This is a genomic window from Mesorhizobium sp. M7A.F.Ca.CA.002.05.1.1 (assembly GCF_003998335.1).
Lineage (GTDB): Bacteria > Pseudomonadota > Alphaproteobacteria > Rhizobiales > Rhizobiaceae > Mesorhizobium.
The window spans coordinates 1-4,549 of the sequence record NZ_RZQI01000480.1; the positions used below are offsets into that span (position 1 = coordinate 1).

A 4,549-nucleotide genomic window follows, 5' to 3' on the forward strand; every position below is an offset into this window, starting at 1 on the left:
ACCTTCGGCAGCGCGCGGCAGGCCAATCATCCGTTTACGCAATTATTCCAGCCCAAGGATTTCGCACCGCTCGATTATTCCGCGCTGAAACTGGTGCGCACGCCGGAAGCGCTGGTCGAGCGGCTGGACAATGGCGCCTGCCAGGGTTGCCATCAGGCGGGTTCGACGGCCGGTTTCCATTTCATCGGGCTAGACGACAAGACGACATCGCCGTTGAACCGCATCGAGGTCGGGATTTCGCCGCATCTTCATGCCGAGATCCCGCGGCGCCAGGCGTGGCTCGCCGCCACGGCCGAAGGCAAGCAGCCGAACCGCTTCCGTCCGCTCTCCTTTGCGCCGCCGGCGGTCTGGACGAACGCCGACGCGGTTGATTACGCGCCGGCGGAGATGGCCATGCCTTGCCTGATGCCGGAAGATGCCGCGCGGTTCGGCGCGACCTGGCAATGCGACGGCGGCACCGTCTGCACGCCGCTGGCCACCGCTTCAGGCGTGCACACGAAACTGGCGCAATGCCTGCTGCCCAAGGACAGCGAAAAAATGTTTTCCGGCCACCCCTGCCTGACCGGCTCGATCGCCAGCAACGCGGTGCAGCCTTTCAACGACCGCTACAGCAGATCGGGCCAGTTCGCGGCCTTCGCCCCGGATGTCTCGCGCACCGCCTATACCTGCCGGCCGCCGAAGATCGGCGTGCCGGGCGGGATCGCTTATCGCGGCTGCGACGACAAGGACCGCGACTTCGCGGCCTTCAAAGCCGGCAAGCCGATGCCGAACGAGATTTGCGGGCTGGTCGGCGGCAAGAAATTCGATATCTGCGTGGCCACCAACAATTTCGACCAATGTCTTGGCGGCGCCGTCAATCGCGGCAACCGGCCGGCCTGTTCGGCCGATCATTTCTGCCGCGAGGACTATATGTGCCAGTCACTGCCGCCTGACACGCCGGGCATCGGCAAGGTGAAAGGCATCGGCTTCTGCTCGCCGACTTACTTTATCTTCCAGATGCGTATCGACAATCACGCGACGCCATGGGGCAGCCCTGTCCGCGCCACCATGGGGGCGGGATTTGGCGCGGCGGAAGAGGAGTGAGCTGCCCGACGGTTACCTCGGATAGATGCCCAGCCACGCCTCACAGCGGGATGTTGTCGTGCTTCTTCCAGGGGTTCTGCATGTCCTTGTTGCGCAGCATGCGCAGCGCGCGCGCGATGCGGCGGCGGGTCGAGTGCGGCATGATCACCTCATCGACATAGCCGCGCTCGGCGGCGACGAAGGGCGACAGGAAGCGATCCTCGTAAGCCTTTGTGTGGGCTGCGATCTTTTCGATGTCACCGATGTCCTTGCGATAAATGATCTCGACCGCCCCCCTGGCACCCATCACCGCGATCTGCGCCGTCGGCCAGGCATAGTTCATGTCGCCGCGCAGATGTTTCGACGCCATCACGTCATAGGCGCCGCCATAGGCTTTGCGGGTGATGACGGTGATCTTCGGTACGGTGGCCTCGGCATAGGCGAACAGGAGTTTCGCGCCATGCTTGATCAGCCCGCCATATTCCTGCGCGGTGCCAGGCAGGAAGCCGGGGACATCGACGAAGGTGACGATCGGGATCGAAAAACAGTCGCAGAAGCGCACGAAACGGGCCGCCTTGCGGCTGGCGTCGGAATCGAGCACGCCGGCCAGCACCATCGGCTGGTTGGCGACGAAGCCGACGGTGCGGCCCTCGACGCGCCCGAACCCGGTGACGATGTTCTTGGCGAAGTTCTGCTGGATTTCGAAGAAGTCGCCTTCGTCGGCAACTTTCATGATCAGTTCCTTGATGTCGTAGGGCTTGTTGGCGTTGTCGGGAATCAGCCGGTCGAGCGACAAATCATGGTCGGTGACCGACTGGTAGCATTCGATCTCGGGAAGCTCCGATGTGTTGGAAGCCGGCAGCAGGTCGACCAGCCGGCGCATCTGCAGCAGCGCCTCGACGTCATTGTCATAGGCTCCGTCGGCGATCGACGATTTCGTCGTATGGACGGAAGCGCCGCCGAGGCTCTCGGCGGTCACCGTCTCGTTGGTCACGGTCTTCACCACATCCGGTCCGGTGACGAACATGTAGGAAGTGTCGCGCACCATGAAGATGAAGTCGGTCATGGCAGGCGAATAGACGTCGCCGCCGGCGCACGGTCCCATGATGACGGAAATCTGCGGAATGACGCCTGAGGCCAGCACGTTGCGCTGAAAGATCTCGGCATAGCCGCCGAGTGCTGCCACGCCTTCCTGGATGCGCGCGCCGCCAGCATCGTAGAGGCCGATGATCGGCGCCCGGTTGCGCAGCGCCATCTCCTGCACCTTGATGACCTTCTCGGCATGCGCTTCCGACAGCGAGCCCCCGAATACGGTAAAGTCCTTGGCGAAGAGGTAGACCGGGCGGCCGTTGACGGTGCCCCAGCCGGTGACGACGCCGTCGCCGGCGATCTTGGTGTTCTCCATGCCGAAGTCGGTCGAGCGGTGCTCGACATACATGTCGAATTCCTCGAACGAGCCCTCGTCGAGAAACACCTCGATGCGTTCGCGCGCGGTGAGCTTGCCCTTCTTGTGCTGGGCATCGATGCGAGCCTGGCCGCCGCCCATGCGGGCAATCTCGCGGCGGCGCTCGAGTTCCTTGAGAACGTCTTTCATCGATTACCTCCCAAGCCAGTGGCATTTCGTGGTAATCGTGCCGGCAAGCGAGCGCAAGCGCCGCTTGCGCCACGGGTTTTGTTGCGCTGCAGCATGACGCCCCTTGCATTTGGCGGCGAACTCAGCCATATGCAGCCCATAGGCGCTTGGGCCGGGAACGAATCCGGCCTTCTCGACGAATGAGACTGGTTGCGTCTGTTTTCCCTCTTTCCGGTATATCGGCCCTTTTTCCGGTAAATCACAAAGCGGTGAAAAAGCCCCGTGGCATGATGCCTGCGGGCACGACAGCGCAGCCGAGTGGACGAATACGTCCGCCCGCCTTGTCGTTCATCACAGATTTTTCGACGGCAGGTTGCGCCCTGCCGCCATCGATGTTTGCGGCCAGAAGCCGCGTGAAAGAAGATTATTTTGACCAACGAAAACACTTTGCCCGGTAGCACTGCGGAACTCACCGGTTTCGCGGCACTGGGTATTACGGGCGCGCTGCTCAAGGCCACCCACAACGCCGGCTTCGCCGAGCCGAAGCCGATCCAGGCACAGGCGATCCCCCCTCAGATGGAAGGCCGTGACATTTTCGGCATCGCCCAGACCGGCTCCGGCAAGACCGCGGCCTTCGCGCTGCCGATCTTGTCGAAGATCATTGCGCTTGGCACCAAGCGCCGGCCGAAGACGGCGCGTGCGCTGATTCTGGCGCCGACGCGCGAACTCGCCGTGCAGATCGAAGACACGATCAAGATCCTCGCCAAGGGTGCGCATGTCTCGACCGCGCTCGTGCTCGGCGGCGTGTCCCGCTTCAGTCAGGTGAAGAAGGTTGCTCCCGGCGTCGACATCCTGATCGCCACGCCCGGCCGGTTGACCGACCTTGTGCGTGAGGGCGACCTCGTGCTTGCCGACACCAAATGGCTGGTGCTCGACGAAGGCGACCGCATGCTCGACATGGGCTTCATCAACGACGTCAAGCGCATCGCCAAGGCGACGGCGCCCGACCGTCAGACGGTGCTGTTCTCGGCGACCATGCCCAATGAAATCGCCGAACTGGCCAAGGGCCTGCTGAAGAACCCGATCCGCGTCGAAGTCGCGCCGCAAAGCACGGCGGCGGCCGAGATCGTGCAGGGCGTCGTCTTTGCCCGCACCAAGCAGAAGCGCCAGGTTCTGTCGACGATGCTCGCCGACGAGGCGATGAAGTCCGTCATCATCTTCTCGCGCACCAAGCATGGTGCCGACAGGGTGACCAAGGACCTAGAGCGCGACGGCTTCAAGGCCGCCGTCATCCACGGCAACAAGTCGCAGAATGCCCGCCAGAAAGCGCTGAACGATTTCCGCGACGGCTCGGTGCGCATTCTGGTGGCGACCGACATTGCGGCGCGCGGCATCGACGTCCCCGGCATCAGCCATGTCGTGAATTTCGACCTGCCTGATGAAGCCGAGAGCTACGTCCACCGCATCGGACGTACCGGCCGCAACGGCATGGACGGCATCGCGATCACGCTTTGCGATCCTTCCGAGAACAGCAAGCTGCGCCAGGTCGAGCGCATCATCCGCACCAAGCTGCCGATCGTTGCCGACCATCTCGGCAGCCCCGATCCGCTGCGCAATCCGGCTGAAAAGAACGAGCGCTTCGAGCCGGCCAATGATCGCAACGACCGCAATGGCCGTCGCGACGGCAGGCGGCCCGGTGGCGAGAACAAGGGCAACGGCTTTGGCAAGAAGCGCTTCGGCGACAAGCCTGCCTTCGCAGGCGAGCGCAAGCCGGAAGGCGCCAAGCCGGCCTTCAAAGGCAACAACAAGCGTCGCTTCGGCGGCAAGCGTCCGGCTGCGCGGGCTGCGTAAGCCAGATCGCGTTGTAATCAGCCAGGCTAAGCCTGACTGATTACAACGCGATCTGGCTTACGC

2 protein-coding genes and 1 pseudogene are annotated in these 4,549 nt (G+C 63.2%); 2 read left to right on the forward strand and 1 reads right to left on the reverse strand.

Annotated elements, in window-relative coordinates; genetic code table 11:
* A pseudogene (locus tag EN939_RS22000) lies at positions 1–1,083 on the forward strand (hypothetical protein); the annotation flags it as partial.
* A gap of 40 nt (positions 1,084–1,123) precedes the next feature.
* On the opposite strand, the gene EN939_RS22005 reads toward EN939_RS22000, so the two are convergent.
* Positions 1,124–2,656 carry an acyl-CoA carboxylase subunit beta gene (locus tag EN939_RS22005; protein ID WP_127269638.1) on the reverse strand — a complete coding sequence of 511 codons (1,533 nt, stop codon included), beginning with the start codon at positions 2,654–2,656 and terminating at the stop codon, positions 1,124–1,126.
* Positions 2,657–3,064: 408 nt separating this feature from the next.
* Here EN939_RS22005 and EN939_RS22010 point away from each other — a divergent pair, with 408 nt between their 5' ends.
* Positions 3,065–4,486: a DEAD/DEAH box helicase gene (locus tag EN939_RS22010; RefSeq protein ID WP_127269639.1), complete on the forward strand. Its 1,422-nt coding sequence runs from the start codon at positions 3,065–3,067 to the stop codon at positions 4,484–4,486.
* Positions 4,487–4,549: the final 63 nt, after the last annotated feature.